The organism is Aeromonas sp. QDB18, assembly GCF_027705325.1.
In the GTDB taxonomy this organism is placed as follows: Bacteria; Pseudomonadota; Gammaproteobacteria; order Enterobacterales; family Aeromonadaceae; genus Aeromonas; species Aeromonas caviae.
Genome location: NZ_JAPDBQ010000006.1, coordinates 17,831 through 33,514, shown reverse-complemented (window position 1 = coordinate 33,514; position 15,684 = coordinate 17,831). Strand labels below are relative to the sequence as shown.

General features: G+C 59.9%; 16 protein-coding genes (1 of these 16 running past the window's edge). 15 read left to right on the top strand and 1 reads right to left on the bottom strand.

Annotation, left to right across the window (positions count from 1 at the left end; translation table 11 throughout):
- The first annotated feature begins 9 nt into the window (after positions 1-9).
- From OKC30_RS02180 to OKC30_RS02125, 12 genes are all read left to right on the top strand, one after another.
- Positions 10-447, top strand: a complete 438-nt coding sequence (locus OKC30_RS02180; RefSeq protein ID WP_270809525.1) for a hypothetical protein — start codon at positions 10-12, stop codon at positions 445-447.
- 1 nt (position 448) lies between these two features.
- Positions 449-1,030: a hypothetical protein gene (locus OKC30_RS02175; RefSeq protein WP_270665487.1), complete on the top strand. Its 582-nt coding sequence runs from the start codon at positions 449-451 to the stop codon at positions 1,028-1,030.
- 12 nt (positions 1,031-1,042) lie between these two features.
- A complete protein-coding gene (locus tag OKC30_RS02170; RefSeq protein ID WP_270809524.1) occupies positions 1,043-1,720 on the top strand; it encodes a phage adaptor protein in 678 nt (225 codons plus the stop codon).
- Positions 1,721-1,729: 9 nt separating this feature from the next.
- On the top strand, positions 1,730-3,283 hold the full coding sequence (locus OKC30_RS02165; protein ID WP_270809523.1) for a hypothetical protein: 1,554 nt from the start codon (positions 1,730-1,732) through the stop codon (positions 3,281-3,283).
- A gap of 84 nt (positions 3,284-3,367) precedes the next feature.
- Positions 3,368-3,649: a hypothetical protein gene (locus OKC30_RS02160; protein ID WP_128297337.1), complete on the top strand. Its 282-nt coding sequence runs from the start codon at positions 3,368-3,370 to the stop codon at positions 3,647-3,649.
- A gap of 103 nt (positions 3,650-3,752) precedes the next feature.
- Entirely contained in the window at positions 3,753-5,414 is a 1,662-nt protein-coding gene (locus OKC30_RS02155) for a hypothetical protein (protein WP_270809522.1), read from the top strand.
- A complete protein-coding gene (locus OKC30_RS02150) occupies positions 5,414-9,184 on the top strand; it encodes a phage tail tip fiber protein (RefSeq protein WP_270809520.1) in 3,771 nt (1,256 codons plus the stop codon). Before OKC30_RS02155 ends, OKC30_RS02150 begins: the two co-directional genes overlap by 1 nt.
- A complete protein-coding gene (locus OKC30_RS02145) occupies positions 9,177-9,545 on the top strand; it encodes a hypothetical protein (protein ID WP_270669960.1) in 369 nt (122 codons plus the stop codon). Before OKC30_RS02150 ends, OKC30_RS02145 begins: the two co-directional genes overlap by 8 nt.
- An 8-nt stretch (positions 9,546-9,553) precedes the next feature.
- The gene (locus tag OKC30_RS02140; protein ID WP_270809519.1) at positions 9,554-10,231 is read left to right on the top strand and encodes a hypothetical protein; all 678 of its coding nucleotides are present in this window, start codon (positions 9,554-9,556) and stop codon (positions 10,229-10,231) included.
- A 2-nt stretch (positions 10,232-10,233) separates the two neighbouring features.
- Positions 10,234-10,614 (top strand): hypothetical protein, encoded by a 381-nt coding sequence (locus OKC30_RS02135; RefSeq protein WP_103858409.1) that lies wholly within the window; start codon positions 10,234-10,236, stop codon positions 10,612-10,614.
- Positions 10,614-10,871, top strand: a complete 258-nt coding sequence (locus tag OKC30_RS02130; RefSeq protein ID WP_053288653.1) for a hypothetical protein — start codon at positions 10,614-10,616, stop codon at positions 10,869-10,871. Before OKC30_RS02135 ends, OKC30_RS02130 begins: the two co-directional genes overlap by 1 nt.
- A gap of 9 nt (positions 10,872-10,880) precedes the next feature.
- The gene (locus OKC30_RS02125) at positions 10,881-12,392 is read left to right on the top strand and encodes a hypothetical protein (RefSeq protein ID WP_270809518.1); all 1,512 of its coding nucleotides are present in this window, start codon (positions 10,881-10,883) and stop codon (positions 12,390-12,392) included.
- An 11-nt stretch (positions 12,393-12,403) separates the two neighbouring features.
- Here OKC30_RS02125 and OKC30_RS02120 read toward each other — a convergent pair whose 3' ends face one another.
- The gene (locus OKC30_RS02120; protein WP_223918178.1) at positions 12,404-12,778 is read right to left on the bottom strand and encodes an Arc family DNA-binding protein; all 375 of its coding nucleotides are present in this window, start codon (positions 12,776-12,778) and stop codon (positions 12,404-12,406) included.
- Positions 12,779-13,123: 345 nt separating this feature from the next.
- Between OKC30_RS02120 and OKC30_RS02115 the strand changes: the two genes are divergently transcribed.
- The 3 genes from OKC30_RS02115 to OKC30_RS02105 form a co-directional block, all read left to right on the top strand.
- Positions 13,124-13,921 (top strand): antA/AntB antirepressor family protein, encoded by a 798-nt coding sequence (locus OKC30_RS02115; protein ID WP_223918177.1) that lies wholly within the window; start codon positions 13,124-13,126, stop codon positions 13,919-13,921.
- Positions 13,918-14,061 carry a hypothetical protein gene (locus OKC30_RS02110; RefSeq protein ID WP_164882981.1) on the top strand — a complete coding sequence of 48 codons (144 nt, stop codon included), beginning with the start codon at positions 13,918-13,920 and terminating at the stop codon, positions 14,059-14,061. The genes OKC30_RS02115 and OKC30_RS02110 overlap by 4 nt, the downstream gene beginning before the upstream one ends.
- A gap of 106 nt (positions 14,062-14,167) precedes the next feature.
- On the top strand, positions 14,168-15,684 hold the 5' portion of the coding sequence (locus OKC30_RS02105; RefSeq protein ID WP_270809517.1) for a PLxRFG domain-containing protein. It continues 11,857 nt past the right edge of the window; only the first 1,517 of its 13,374 coding nucleotides appear in the window; its start codon is at positions 14,168-14,170; the stop codon falls past the right edge of the window.

Genomic DNA, 15,684 nt, shown 5'->3' with positions numbered 1-15,684 from the left:
GTCATCGCCATGAGCGACAAGATTGCCGTGGTTTACATCGGCGACAAGCCGAGCAAGAAAGACACGGTCACCGGCAGCCGCCTGGTCTTCCCGCGCCATACCGCAGTGGATGTGGAGAGTCACATCGCCATGCAACTGCTGGAGTTCCCGAGCGTCTGGATCCGCCATGAGGCACTGGCTGGCGAGCTGGAGCGGCAGGAGACCACTGCCCAGGCTGCCGCCAAAGAGAAGGAGCGCCTCGCCGCCGAGCAGGCCCGCCTGGCGGAAGAGCAGAGCATGGTGGTCGGTGAGCGTGATCTGGCCAAGATGACCTCTGCCCAACTGGCCACCTTGGTGGAGGGGGAAGACCTGGATATCGAGCCGCAGGGCCCGCAGGAGAAGGTGCCCGAATACCGGGTGCGCGTGCGTGACGCCCTGAAGGCCAAGCTGGCAGAGCAGGGGGAATAGCATGCAGATGGTGTCGCGTGAGCAGTTCCTGCCCACTGTCAGGCTGCACATCACCGGCCCGCTCGAAGTCATGCTGGGTGAGGCCGTCACAGAGGCGGCCATCACGTTCTGCCGGGAGTCGGCCTTGCTGACCCTTGACCGACTACTGCCAAGCGCGTCAGCCGGCAGCCTGGTGGAGGTCTGCAACATCAGCGGGATGACATCGTGCAATGTGCTGCACCTGACCGGAGAAGGGGGCGCGCCATTTGTCAGCGGGCAAGACTTCTTCGCCATGTCGGCCAATGAGCTGAGCATCCTGACTGATCTCAGCGATGCGCGGATCTGGTATGTGGCTGCCCCGGTCAAGAACGCCACCGAGCTCCCAGCCCAGCTCTACCACGATCACGCCGATGCCATTGCCCATGGCGTCGCAGCCTTGCTCTATGCCCAGCCAGACCGCCCTTGGTCTGACCCTAAGCGGGCAGGATACCACCGGACTGAGTTTGTCGAAGGTTGGCGTCGCGCTGGCCGGTTCCGCAAAGAGCACAGCGCCCCGACCCAAGTCGAATTCCACAACCCGCCCCGCAAACACACTTTTTTCTAAAGGACTCCACACATGGCAACCGTTACCGTTGACTCGCTCTTGAAGCGGGTAAATACCCTGCTCAACGATCGCACCTGGGTTCGTTGGCCCAAGCAGGAGCTGCTGGACTACTACAACGATGCTGCCAAAGCGATCGTGTTGATGCGTCCTGACGCCCACACCAAGAACGTGCAGTTCAACTGCGCAGCCGGCACCAAGCAGAGCCTGCCTGCAGATGCCCTGCGGCTGATCGAGGTGCTGCGCAATGCCGACGGCAAAGTGATCCGCTTCGTACCGCGCCGCGCCCTCGATGACAGTTACCCGGACTGGCATGCCGGCAAGGATGGCACCAGTGTGGCGGCCTACACCTACGACGACCGCGATCCCAAGAACTTCTATCTCTACCCAGGCCCCGCCGCCGCGGTGAAAGTGGATGTGATCTACTCCGTGGCGCCGCAATCCAAGGTGCTGACGGATGTGGAGAATGCTGGCACGCCGGCACTGGCCGATCTGGATGACATTTACATCAACCCGCTGATCGACTTCATCATGTACCGGGCCTTCTCGAAGGACTCCGAATACAGCGCCAACTCCAATCGGGCGATCGGCCACTACAACGCCTACCTGCAGCAACTGGGTGAAAAGACCCAGGTTGATACTAACTTGGAGCAGCGCAAGTCCGAAGGCTTCTCCCGCGTGACCGGGCAGTAAGGGGGCAGCATGGCTGGAGTGTGGAAGCGTGACGGTACGGTGGCCGTCACCAATGGTAACAAGAAGGTGACCGGTACCGGGACAACCTTCGCAGACACCAAGAACGGGGTGGCCAAGGGCCACCTTTTTTGCATCACCAGTGGTACCTCGGTGGATTTCTACGAGGTGGACTACGTGGTGTCCAACACGGAGCTGTATCTGGTGCAGGCCTACCGTGGCGTTACTGCCACGGGCAAAGCCTACGAGATCATCACGACCTTTTCGGATTCCGTTCCGGAGTTCGCCCGTCGCCTGACGGCCACCCTGAGCGCCTATCAGCATCAGAGCGATGCCTTCCAGGCGCTGCTGACGAGCACTGCCACCACTGTTGAGGTGACTGCACCGGATGGAACCAAGCAAACACTGATCCCGTGGAAGCGTGTGACCAGTGAAGGGGAGGGCCAGGCGGCCCGCGCCAAGGTCGAAGCCGACCGCGCTAAAGCCGCAGCGGACAGCATTAATGCTGAGACCTCAGAGAACGGCGGCAAGCTGATGCGCGTGGGCGGCCCCGCAATCCTTGACTCGGAGCGTTACTCTCTGGAGCGGGCGACCGGCGGCAGCCAGACCATCATTCGCGACAGCGCTGGCAACGCCAATGCTATGTTCGTGCTGCCGCGCTTCAGCTACGCCGACCTGGGCATGACTGCCGATATGGGCACTGGCGATGTGACGGCGTTCGATTTTGGCAGCGGCAGCATCAAGAGCGAGATATTCATCGGCGCATATCTTGCGTCCGGCTCCGGCGCTGTCAGCGCGCCGCGGCAAGATCCCCGCACCTCGCTCGATCACACCGCCGCCCGCAACGCCTGTAGTGCAAAAGGCGCAGGCTGGCATCTGATGACGGCGCACGAATGGGCGGCAATCGCCCTGTGGTGCATGGCCAACGGCTACGAGCCAATCGGAAACACCAACTGGGGTCGCAGCCACGCCAAAACCTGGATGGTAGGCGATCGGGCCGACAATAGAGCGCCGGGTGATGCAGCCGGCTCGGGGCGAACCCAGACCGGCTCGATGGGGTCCGAGGCGACGCATACTCGCACGCTGGGCGGGATTGCGGATCTGGTCGGCAACGTCTGGGAGTGGCAGGACGGATTGCTGCTGCAAGATGGGCGCTTTAAGATTTCTGCCTACAACACCCAGGCCGAAGTTGACTGGGCGTTCGCTGATGCGTTTCTTGATGCGTCAACACCAACCGGTGGATCGGCCATCCTGTCCAACGCAGTCAACAACAGACTGGGAGCCATCGGAGACAACGCCAACGCAGGCAACTCAGCCAACGTAGAGTGGCGAGCAATGACAAAATCAGGCAGCTACGTCAGCAATCAGGCGATGAAGCGGCTGCTGCTGGAGCCGGCTGGGGCATTGCCGCAGGGGCGCATCTATATGCGCAATTTCGGCGAGCGACTCCCGTATCGTGGCGGCAATTGGAGCAGCGGGGCCAACGCTGGCCTGGCTGCGCTCGATCTGAGCGGTTCACGCGTGAACACGAACCCGAGCATTGGGTTTCGCCCCGCCTTTGCCTGAGCCTTGCGCCTTGGGTTTTGTTGGCGCCACGGTAGTGGCGCTTAATCGGTTGAGGCATGTTTAACATTTCGAGAGGGCAAATAGATGAGCTACTTATACGACGGCGAAACGCACGACAACTACGATCCGGCCTTTATGGCGGAGCTGGGCATGAGTGAGGAGGTCATAGCCTCCGTGCTCGCCCAGCACAACTATGAGCTGACAGAGGGGCAACTGGCGCGCCGCCAGCGCGCCTACGTGGCGGAGTCCGACCCCCTTTTCTTGGAGTGGCAATACGACAAGACAGCAGCGGCCGAGCAGGCATGGCGCGACAAGGTGGCGGAGATCAAGCTGCGCTACCCGGTGGCCCGTGGGGCGGAAGAGTGATCGTCCGTCTCGAGCCCATCACGGCGAGCGTGGTCGCCGTGCTGCTGCAACCAGCCAAGTGAGCCTTGCCTCCTGGCGCTGTCAGCGTTAGGATTTACCCATCATGGCCCCGCTCTCCCGAGTGGGGCTTTTTCGTTTCTGCCTCTCCGAGATCCCCATGCCCGTACTCGATATCGTCACCATGCGAGGGACTATGCCGCGCGTGGAGCCACACCTCTTGTCTGATGAAGTCGCGGTGATTGCGCGTGACTGCCATTTTGACCATGGCGTTATCTCCCCGCTGGAGGATGACGCCAGTGCTGGTGTGGAGTTGCCTATCGTGCCCACTACGCTCTTTCACTATGGTCAGCACTGGTTCGCCTGGAACAAGGTGGTGGAGGCCATCCGCTCCCCGATAGCTCAGGACCCGTATGGCCGGGTTTACTACACGGATGGTGAGTATCCCAAGGTGACCCATGCCCAGATAGCCACAGGCGGCAGCAACAAGCCGACGGCGTGGTATCGATTAGGCATTCCAGCCCCAGGTGTTCCGGTCGGGGTTGGCACCATCACCCCACCTGTTGGTGGTGTGGATGATGACCTGACAGATGACGAAACTCGCTTCTACGTGGATACCTTCGTTACTACGATGGGTGAGGAGGGGCCCCCGGGCCCTGTCAGCGGAAAGGTGAATATCGGGATCCCCGGGTCATCCGTCACCTTGATGCTGAGCCCACCGACAACCCAGAACAGTAACATCACCAAGCGCCGGATATATCGGTCGGTGTCAGGTGGCGGCCTTGCCGATTACCTGTTGGTCGCCGAGCTGCCCATTGCCCAAGCATCGTTTGTCGATATCCGGGAGGATGGGGAGCTGGGCGCTGTGCTGGAGACCTACGACTACACCATGCCGCCGGATGGCATGCGTGGCTTGTGTCAAATGGCGAATGGCATGTGTGCGGGGTTTGCTGGCAACTCCCTCTACCTGTGCGAGCCTTACCTTCCCTACGCCTGGCCGGAGAAGTACCGGCTGACCACCGAGCACGACATTGTGGCGATCGCTGCCATCGACACCACCTTGGTGATTGGGACCAAGGGATACCCCTATCTTGCCCAGGGCGTGAGCCCGGCATCCGTGACCACCCAGAAGCTCAGCCAACTGCCGCAGTCCTGTGTCAGTGGTCGCTCTATGGTCGCCATGGATGGGGTGGTGCTCTATGCCTCCCCAGACGGGCTGGTCGGCATCGGCGCCAACGGTGGGCAGGTGGTGACCGAGCAGGTCATCACCAGCAAGCAGTGGCGCGCCATGAAGCCCGAGACCATGCGGGCATGGCACCACGAGGGAAAATATGTGGCCATGACCGACACCCACGCATTCATCTTTGACCCGAAAAGTGGCGACTTGCGTGAGCTGACGAACCGGTGGGATGCGGCTGTATCCGATATGGAGAGCGATTCACTCTACATTGCCAAGGGGCGCAGCTTGCAGATTTGGCGCGGCGGGAGCTCCAGCAATGGTCAGTTCGTCTGGCGGTCCAAGCCATTTATGGTGCCAGAGGGAACGTCTTTCAATTGCTGCCGGGTGTTGGCTCAGGATGTTGGCTTGGTCGGGATCAAGTTGTTCGTTGACGGGGAGCAGGTGATGGAGCTGTCCCCTGGCAACCTGGTGCCCGGGGCGTTCAGGTTGCCCCCTGTGCGTGGCCGGTTCTGGCAGATAGAGGTCTTCGGTACCTCGGTGGTGAGCCGCATCACTCTCGCGAGCAGCATGGCGGAGATGGTGAACTGATGGCCAAGAAACCCGCTTATCGCGCCGGCCGTGACCAGGCCGCAACAGCCGAGAACGTGGAGCTGCTCACCGGGCAGCGTGGCGATCGCCTTGATAAGGCAGTCACTTTCCGGGAGCTGGCGGCATTGGGGCTGTCTACGTTGCGTCCTGGTGCTGGCGGTGTTTATGTCCCGGGCAAGAACCCAGACCTTTTCCCGCCGGGCCAGATGGAGTTCCCCCACGCTCCGGTCAATGTGATCGCCAATGGCGCGTTTCACGCCGTCCTGGTGGAATGGGATCCGCCTCAGTATCGGGGGCATGCACACGCGGAGATCTGGCGAGCGGAGAGTGACAACCAAGCCGCGGCCACTCTGGTAGGTACCTCGTCGGCCAATCTCTACTCTGATGCCATTGGCAAAGGCGCCACATTTTACTACTGGGTTCGCTTTGTCAACGGCAAGGATGATAGGGGGCCCTTCCAGGGCGCACAGGGCGTTGAGGCTGCAACCAGCCGAGATGTGCAGGACATTCTCGACGAACTGCAGGGGAAGATAGAGGAGAGCCACCTGGCCCAGGCGCTGCTGCGGCCAATAGAGCAAGTTCCCCAACTCCAGCTCGACATTGCGATCCTGAAGCCTAAGGTTGATGAAATCGAGGTGATCCGCCCCAAGCTTGCCGCCATCGAGGACAAGATCCCCAGCATTGAGCAGGAGCTGGCCGGCCTGGATGAACGCCAGAAGGTAGCGCAAGAGCTGCTGGATGATGCCCAGCAGCAGCTGGGGATGTCGAGCATCGAAATCGGCCTGGTGCAAGATCGCCTGAATGCCAAGCTCGACAAGTACAAGGGGGATTTCGACTCGTTCCGCGATGCGGTGTTTGTCGTCGATCCTGAAAACGGCAGCATCACCATGGATGCCGTCAATGCGGTGCGAGATGAGCTTCACACTTCGATTACTGAAGTGCAGCAAGATCTTGATGCCGTGGCCGGCCAGATCAGCAGCAAGGCAGACAATGTCACCGTTGACAGTCAGGGGTCGCGGATTACTGAGGCAGAGCAGCGCATCAACGGCTTGGACGCCAGCCTGAGCCAAACCGTCACCCGGGGGGAGTTCACAGACGAACAGCAGCGGGTCACCCAGATCGGGCAAGAGCTTGATGCAACAAAAGGGGAGCTGACCCAGAAAGCGACCAGGCAGGAGGTTGATGCCCAGGGTGTGCGACTGGCCAACGCAGAGAGTGCGCTGACGGTACACACCGATGAGCTGAGTTCACAGGCGCAGCGCCTTGATGGGCTGGCAGCCCAACTCACCGAAGGGGATGAAACCCTTCAGGCCAACATCACAGAGCTGGCGCGAGTCACCGCTGAGAGCGACCAAGTCACTGCGCAACGGGTCAGTGGGCTAGAAGTGAGGGCGGGGACGTCAGAGGCCAAGATCCAGGCGCTTGAGGAGATCATTGAAGATGATGGCGGCATCACTGCTGGCCGCTTCGACACGATCATAGCTGAGCTGGAGCTTCAGCGTGGACTGGACGATGACAACGCATCTGCTGCGATCGATGGTGCCCTGGCCGTGGATGAGCGCGACCGGGAGACCAGGAAGGCATTCGGGACCATCCGTACAGAGCAGAGAGTGATCCTGACGGAGCAGCAGGCCCAAGCGCTACGCACAACCGAGATGGAAGTGAAGTTTGACGCAAAGGATGCCGCCACCCAGGCCAAGATCGCATCGGTTGAGAAGGTGACCTCTGATGGAGACTCGGCGCTTGGTGAGCGGATCAGCACCATTGATGTGAAGGTCGGAGAGAACTCGGCCAGCATCACTGAGCTGCAGCGGGTCGTGGTGAGCAATGAGGAGTCGCTCAGCCAACGCCAAGACAAGATGGAGTCGGAGATCGGTATCGGTGCCATCAGCCAGGTTGAAGGTGCCCTGACCGGGGATGAACGCGACCGGGAGAACCGAAAGGCTCGCGGTGTCATCCTCCAGCAGCAGAGCACGCTGGCGAATCAGCAGGAGGCGCAGGCCAGGACAGTTGAACAACTGACCGCAGAGTTTGATGCCGAAACGGCAGATCTGAAGGCGCAGATCACCAATGAGCAGTTGGCTCGGGCAACAGAAGATGAGGCGCTTGCCCAGCAGATCAGTACTGTTGATGCGGCGTTCAAGGATGCCGATACGGCACTGTCTGCATCTCTCGCTGAATCGAGCAAAGCCCTGGCAGATGCAGACCGAGCGCTGGGGGAGCGGATCAGCACCCTTGATGTGACGGTCGGAGAGAACTCGGCCAGCATCACCGAGCTCCGGCAGGCCGTGGTGAACAATGAGGAGTCGCTCAGCCAACACCAAGACAAGATGGAGTCGGAGATCGGTATCGGTGCCATCAGCCAGGTTGAAGGTGCCCTGACCGGGGATGAACGCGACCGGGAGAACCGAAAGGCTCGCGGTGTCATCCTCCAGCAGCAGAGCACGCTGGCGAATCAGCAGGAGGCGCAGGCCAGGACAGTTGAACAACTGACCGCAGAGTTTGATGCCGAAACGGCAGATCTGAAGGCGCAGATCACCAATGAGCAGTTGGCTCGGGCAACGGCATATGAAGCCCTCGGCAGTCAGATTAATACAGTGTCTGCCGTTGCGGGCAGCAAGAATAAAACGTTCTTCCAAGCAACGGCCCCCGGGTCTGGGATGGGGACTGGCGACCTGTGGTTTGATACTGCCAGCAACAACAGGCCGTACCGTTACAGTGGTACTGCTTGGGTTGCCACTGACGACCCGAGGATTGCAGCCAATGCCGCCGCCGTTCAACTCCAGAGCCAAGCTATTGCCGACTTGCAAAATGGTGCCCAGGCCATGTGGACGGCGAAAGCCAGCGCGGGCCAGATCACTGCCGGGATAGGGTTGATTGCAAACTCTGACGGCACGAGTCAGGTGGCTATCTCTGCCTCTCAGGTGTTCGTATTCAACCCGAATAGCTCAACGCCCATGGCGCCGCTGTTTGCCATCGACAACGGGCAGGCCGTGATTGCCGAGGCCATCATCCGAAAGGCCACCATCCAGATCATCCAGTCAGAGAAGATCACCGCCGACTACATCAAAGCTGGTGTCAGCATGTCGGCGCCTGCGATCTCGGGCGGTTCCATCGATATGGGCAATGCCTTTATGGCTGGCGGAGCTGCTGGTTTTGGTAAGGGTGGTCCCTATAGTGGCTGGGGCGAGGGGTGGAACACCATCATCTATGCCGATGGCACATTGAGGACGAACAGCCTCTACGCAGACTCGGGTACATTTACAGGCAAGGTTAACGCGACTTCCGGTAACTTTAGCAACGTCGTGATTCAGGAGAACTGCACGGTCAGAGGCACCATCTACGCAGAGAAGATGATTGGCGACGTTGTCGCGGCTAAATCCCTGAATCGGACAATATCTGGGTCTACAGACATTGTGTTCTCTGTACCGGCTGTCTCTACCATGGATAGAGATTTGGTGATCAACGGCATCAACGTCATGGTGAAGGGGTACACGACGGGCGGCGGCGGGGATAAATCGGACGTGGATCGCACTGTGTCAGCAACAGTGTCATTCATCGTAAACGGCGCAGTTGTGTCCACCTTCAATGTGTCAGCCACCGGTTCAGGCGACTCTGACGTTGCCTTCCCTGCGCTCTATTACGCTATCCACAAGGGTACAAGAGCTGACGTGACCGTTCGATTCATCTGCGGGACGGGGTACACCAAGGTCAGCGTGGCCGGGGCTGTAGCACTCGTGACCAAGGCTGGTAGCGGGACCTTTGCGTAACCCTATCGGTTACATCAACCGCATCGCCAGCGACACAGGCAACCCAAGGCTATCCGCCGAACTACAAGACGCCATCCGAAACAGGATGGCGTTTTTATTTGTGCGTGGCGATGACGGGTTTGTGCTCAAGCCACAGGCAGAAGATGGCGTGATCGGTGTCCTGGTCTGGGTGGGGTGGGGGGATGGTGGGGCACCTGAGCGGCACCTGCCGGAAGTGAAGCGCCTGGCACGCCTGATTGGGGCGCGCTGGCTGCGCTTCCACTCGGCGCGTAAGGGGTGGCTCAAGGTTGCGCCAAGAATGGGATGGGTCCGTCAGCCGGATGATGCTGATGGGCTCTATGTGTTTCAGATCAACTTGTGAGGTGAGCGATGGGCAAGGGTGGCTCGAACGAAATCAAGGAGACCGAGGCTCAGAAGGCTGCGGCCAGTGTGGCCATGGAGCAGTGGGATCTCTACAAGAACGACCTGCAGCAGTATGAGGACCTCTTCATGGAGAAGGTGGATGACCTCAACAGCGAGGGGGAGTTCGACAAACTGGCAGGCACGGCAGCGCTTGGCACTGCTCAATCCTTTGGTGAGGCGCGCGCCGGGCTGGCTGACTCCATGGCGGCCAGTGGGGCAGACCCGACCAGTGGCCGGTACCAGGAGGCAATGGAAGGCCTGGCAACTGACCAGGCATTGAGCCAGACGGACACCGCCAACCGGGCCCAATCCAGCCAGCAGGACAAGTATGTTGCTGGGCTCAAGGATGTGGTGAGCATTGGCGCCGGGCAGAAAGCGGAGTCCCTGGCGGGTATGGGGGATGTGGCCACGACCAGCCTGCGCAAGGCAACCAGTGATGCACAGAGCTCTTATCAAAGCCAGCAGGCGACAGCTGGCTTGGTGGGGACTCTGGCAGGAGCCGCCACCTCGTATGGGCTGGCCAGCCTGAAAGCGCCGGCGGTTACCAGCAACAGTGATGTTGCATCACATCTCGATAGCACCAAGACGCTCGCTGATAACCGCGTCTATAACCCCAACGCAAAAACGTATTTGGGAGGTAGGTAACCATGGGTTACGCCGCAGACACTTACGCCAAAATCACCCGAGAGCAGTACCAGGACTGGAAGACGCGCTTCTACCCCAAGCAGCAGGAACTGATGGAACTGGCCACCAACGGTCAGCTTCTGCGGGAGCAACTTGGACGGGTGGATGAGAACAACGCCAACGCGCTCCGCTCAGCTCAGCAGGCTACGGCCAACCGCAATGCGCGGATGGGGCTGGGCACCAGCAGCAATGCCAATGATAACAGCCAGGGGCTGCGCATGGCGCTGATGACGGCAGGCACCGAGAACGGCCTGCGTGAACAGGAGCAGACCCGGCAAATGGGGATCCTGACCGGCGCGGATGCGGGGCTGCGTGAGGCAATTAAAACCGGAGGGGGTGTGTGATGGGGTACGGCATTTTGGATATCGGCGGTCAGACTCGCCAGCAAGGTCTGGCAGGCCTGCGCGATGCGGCCAACAGAGAGTCGGAGATGGAGGCTGCCAACAAGAGTCTCAAGACCGCTCGCAAGGGGCAAACCCTGAGCACCATCGGCACTGGCGCATCGATGGGCGCCATGTTGGGCATGGCGGGTTCACTCGGCGGCCCTCTGGGCGCACTGGCAGGTGCTGGGGTTGGTTTTCTGGCAGACAGCTTGTTTTAAGGAGGCATGATGAGCGTATCGGGATTGGCGGAAGGTTTTCTGGCTGGCTTCAACACCATGGACCGTTATCAACGTGGCCAGAAAGAAGATGAGCGGATGGATAAGGCCATGAGCCTGCGTGATGCCATGTGGCAGAACGAGCAGGAGCGGCAGAAAGTGGCAGATGAGCGCTACCAGAGCGAGCTGGCGTACCGCGAGGGGCGCGATAAGCTGGCGGATGCCAGGTATGAAAAGCAGGTCACCCTCACCGAGCGGCAGATGAAGGCGTCAGAGGCGCGAGCCGGTGCTGCTGAGCGGCGAGCGGCGGCACAGGAAGCTCGGCAGCAGCAGGAGTATGAGTGGCAAAAGACACTGCGGGACAAGCAGCTTTTCCAGCAGGAGAACCTGCCGATTATCCAGTCCGGCTGGCAGGCGGTGGCCGAGGGCAAAGACCCTGGCCAGCAGTTCTGGAACGTGGTGCGGGATCCGCGGGCTGGCTCCTTTAACCCGGAGCGCTACCTGCAGCAGGATTATGCCGAGGCGGGCAAGACTTTTGTCACCTACGCGGGCAACCTGGTGCGCCAGGCGCAAGATGGCAAACTTGACCCGACCACTCCCGAGGGGCATGCCGCCGTCAACAACCCTGACTTCATCAAGGCGGCCGGCACCCTCTACCAGGATGAAGTCAGTAAAGGGGTCGGCGACATTGACCCTGAGAGCGGCAAGACCATCACCGGCAAGCAGCTGAACAACATCATGATCACCCCGGACGGGCGTGGCGTAGTGTTGGGGGTGGAGGTCACCTATGACGATGGCGGTAAGGCCGTTCGTCCGGTCACCAATAACCGCACCTCGGCGCCTGACGATCAACCCAAGGTGATCCCCATCAACGACTTCCTGAAGCCAGCCTACCAGCGGGCGGCCCTGGCCAAGCACATGATCGGTAACGCCGACCAGCTGCGCGCATCGCTTGGCCTGACGGCAGGCCCGGATCAGGCGGGATACAAGAAGGCTGTTGCTGACCTTGAGAAGCAGCACGGCCAGAACCGCGCCCGGATCTCCTCCAGCAATGCGGAGGATAAAGACCTGCAGCTCGATGCGCTGGATGCCCAGCTTGAACAGAGCAAGGCGGCGCTGGCTGACACCTACGGCCTGACCACAAAAACGGATGAGCCAAAGCAGGAGGCGCCACTCAAGGCGTGGACCGGGGGCGATCCCGAGCGCCTTCAGTTCGTCAAGGAGGCCAACCAACATGGCAAACTGAGCAGTCTGCTGGATTCCCCGGCCAAGATGAACACGGCCTTTGAGCTTTGGCGCCAAGCTGTTGCGAAAGAGGAGGCAGCCAAGCAAGCGGCGGTGTCTGCTGAGAAGGTGCGCAATATGGAAGGGGGTAAAAATAAACCGCACAACTACCGCGCAGCAGAAGAGGCGGCCGTTAATGCGGTTATTGCACCATTTACTAATGGACAGCCGACGCTCAACAAGGCACCAGATGGGGCGGCGGCCTATCAGGCGATGAGCCTGGCCCAGGCAAGGAAATGATATAGAGGGGCTCAATGCCCCTCATCTTCGGTTGATCTCTTCCCGAGCATATCTCTGATATCGGCAAGTAACTGCTCGGTTCGTTCTATCAGGTCATCCTTGTCCGACAGTGCGCCCAGTCTGGTCTGTGATAGCAGATATTCATGATAGGAGGATGGTCTTGGCCTGAGATCCACAATGCCGGGGTTTAGGTGAACAGCTTCAAGAATCGTGTCCACCTTGCCGCTTGCCGGTTCTGCAACGTACCCAGCAGACACCATGGCATTGCGCAGGTGGTGCACGATTTCCGCATTAATGGATCTCTGGTTGTCCTTGGCTGATGCCTCAATCATATCCTTCAAATCTTGCGGCATGCGAACGTTGAACTGCGGGTCTTTTCTTGCCATCTGCAAATCACCATCAAAAAACGCGTTGACGAATATAGTCGCACGGTACTACGCTATCAATGGTAGTACGGTACTATCACTTGATTAAGGAGCGCAGAGTGAGCAATCAAATCCCACCCACGTCGATACGTCTACCGGAGGATCTAAAGCGGTGGCTAGGGCACAGAGCTGTTGATAACGGCGTAAGCCTGACCAAGGAGGTGCTCTCCATCCTCTATAGCGAGATGGAGCGGGAGAGAGAAAGTAATGAACGCACAGTGGCATGATGCCAGAAAGAATTCGGCCTCAGCTGTTCGAGCAGCTAAGGCCGAGGAATGTAAATCAAACCAAGTTGAGGACCTGTGTATGAATTTACACGAGAAGTGTAACGCTTCTGATACTGACAGCCAAGTGGCGCTGATCCCTGTTAACCAGAGCCAGGTCGGTGATGATCTGGTGCAGACCATCAACGCCCGTGATCTTCATGCGTTTCTGGAGGTTGGGAAGGATTTCTCCAACTGGATCAAAGATCGCATTTCCCTGTATGGTTTTGTGGAACATGTGGACTATGTAGTTTTCGCCAAAACTGGCGAAAACTCATCAGGAGGCAGGCCACAGCGGGAGTACTCCCTCACATTGGACATGGCCAAAGAGCTGTCCATGGTTGAGCGCAACGCGAAGGGGAAGCAGGCTCGCCAATACTTTATCCAGTGCGAGCGCGTGGCAAAGTCACCGAACAACAATCCCATGCTGGTCGCTTCTACCATGAATAGCGATCAACTGGCCCTGTTGATGGGGGAGGTTAAGCGGCGTGAAGCGGTGCAGCGTGAGCGAGACGAGGCGATCCGCACCAAGGCTTGCATCTCCAGCAGCCGAGAGGCGTCCGTAATGGCCAAGCTGGGCCATACCAAACGTGAGAACGAAGCGCTCAAAGAGCAATTGGGAGTTGGCACCAAGCACAAGAGCGTGAAGGGTGCAGGGCTGGAGCAGTTCTATATCGATGAGGGTGGCAACCGACGCCAGACCGCCAACCGGCTCAAGAAGATTGCGCTGGAGATGGGATTGGCTGGCGACATCATCGACATTGAAGACCCTAACTACGGCACGGTGAAGGCGTATCCGGTCAGTGTGATAGAGCGTTTCAAGCTGGAGGTGGCGGCATGAGTGCAACCCAGCTGCAAGACGAGCTGACCGCCTTGCTCGGCGATCTGGATGCTATTGACCTGACCCCAGAGGATCGCAGGCTGATTGCCAATCGGATCGAGCGCATGATGCCGGTTGAATATTCACCCGCCCAGCGTTAGCATCTCTCCATCGTCGGTCAGTCTGCATGCTGATCGCCCCATCTCAAAAGCCCCGAACGGTTCGCCGCTCGGGGCTTTTCTTTTGAATACAGCCGAGGCCACTCGAATGGACAAGTACAGTCTCCGTGACGCATCCCTGCCACAACCGCTGCAATCTGACTCTCGAGGAAAGCAGTTCTGGGATGGCATCAACAGTCAGCTTTCATCACCGCCCGCAGCTGCGGCCCCAAAGCGAGACCTCGACACAGAATGGAGTGATTATCCCAAGGCGGTAGGCGCTGGCGCGTTGGAGCTTGTCGGTGGCATTGGTGAGCTCGCACGGCAGGCAAGCAACTTCGGCAAAGAGAATGCCGGGAAGCAGGGGGGCGACTACCTGGAACAGGCTCGTGCCAATATGGCCAATAAGCTGAGCCCGTTGCTGGATGTGGTCGCAGGTGCAGGCGATCTGGCCGCATCTGGGGCAGAGTCTCTGAATGATGGGATGAGTGCTGACGCCAAGGAGGCACTGGGACGCCGACTGGTCGATGAAACGCCAGAAGGCCGGTTGACCCTGGGGGATGGCGCAGGGGATATCGATGTCTGGGCGATGAAAATGGCGCAGGGCGTTGGCTCTTTGCTACCGACACTCGCCGCTGGCGGGGTGACTGGGGTGGCCGCCAAAGCCTCTATCGGCCGGGCTGTCACTGCATCCATGGTCAAGCGTGGCGCGACCCAGGAGGTAGCCGAAGCGGTCGCCGCCAAGGCAGTATCCAAAATTGCCACCGGCGCCGCTGTGACCACCGGGACGACCGGATCGGTGGGCAGTGCCGGGGTGAACACCCGCGACACTGTGCTGGGAATGAGCTTTGACGAGCTGGCGGGCAGCGACACCTTCCGCCAGGCGTTCACTCGCATCGACCAGGATCAACAGACCGCCCATCTCTCTGATGAGGAAAAGCTGGGGCTGGCCCGTGAGGAAACGGCCAACTTGGCCAGCCGAGCCACTATGAGCGACGCCAAGGTGTGGGGAGCTGCCGCCATGGGCTCCATGATGGGCGACGCCATGCTGTTCAAGATGCTGGCTGGCAAGGCTGCAGCAGGTGGTGTGCTGAAAGGGGCAGGCAAGGGGGCAGTAGGTGAGGGAGTTGGTGAGACCCTGGAAGAGGGTGTCCAACAGTACGCCGTCAACGAATCTCTCAACGAGGTGGCCGCCGCTGATATCGACCCGATGAAGGGGGTCATGTCGAGCGCGATCGAGGGTGGCCTGATCGGTATGGGCACTGGCGGTGCGGTAGGTGCTGTCGGTGGGGCGCGAGGCGGTAAGCATGCCAGCCAGGAAGATGGCGTTGGGACCGATCCGGTTGCAGAGCCTTCCGCGCTGGTGACGGAGGACGCTGCTGGTCCGGCAGTGGATCCGAACTTTGCATCTGCTCCACTGGAAGACGGCGAGCAGGCGCTCTCCGCCTCGCAGGCCGAGGGGGAGCTGAATCCGCTCGGCCCCAGCGCCAGCCAGTTCCCCGGTGTGTTTGAACGTGATCAGCGCGGTATCTTGCGCGTGAAGGGTGATGTTGATGCGCTGGCGTCATGGGCCGAGCAGGCCGATATGCCCTACATCACCGATGGTGATGGCATTGCAATCCCCGC